Annotated in this window: 1 protein-coding gene; it reads left to right on the top strand. The window is 61.0% G+C overall.

The window, feature by feature from the left end; genetic code table 11:
- The coding region (locus tag BK660_RS30965; protein WP_311202923.1) for a poly-beta-1,6-N-acetyl-D-glucosamine N-deacetylase PgaB at positions 1–521 on the top strand (521 nt) is incomplete at both ends.

Below are 521 nucleotides of genomic sequence, written 5' to 3'. Positions count from 1 at the left end.
CTGACGGTGGTCGGCGAGGCGGGCTACGAAATGGCCCTGACCCTCGAAGACGGTCTCGACGCCCTCGACAACCTGATGAGCAGCCCGCGCTTTCTCGTCGCTTCGGATCCTGACGGCGAGCGTTTCGCCAACAGTATCGTCGACGTGCAGTCGGATTTCGTCATGCGCGTTGTGCATGTTGATCTGGACAACGTTTATGACCCGGATCCGGCGCAGCAGGACATCAACCTCGGAAAACTGGTGCAGCGCATCGCTGACTTGGGCGCCAACACGGTGTTCCTGCAAGCCTTCGCCGATCCCAAGGGCGATGGCCTGGTGCATTCGCTGTACTTCCCCAACCGTCACTTGCCGGTGCGTGCGGATATTTTCAACCGCGTCGCCTGGCAACTGCGTACCCGCGCTAACGTGAAGGTCTTCGCGTGGATGCCGGTGCTGAGTTTTGGTCTCGGCTCGAAACTGCCGCGCGTGACCCGTTGGGACCCGAAAACCGGCATCACCTCGGTGGATCCGGATCAGTACCA

Source organism: Pseudomonas brassicacearum, assembly GCF_003732265.1.
Lineage (GTDB): Bacteria > Pseudomonadota > Gammaproteobacteria > Pseudomonadales > Pseudomonadaceae > Aquipseudomonas > Aquipseudomonas brassicacearum_D.
Note: the sequence above shows the minus strand (reverse complement) of the source record. Positions and strands in the feature narration are given on the sequence as shown.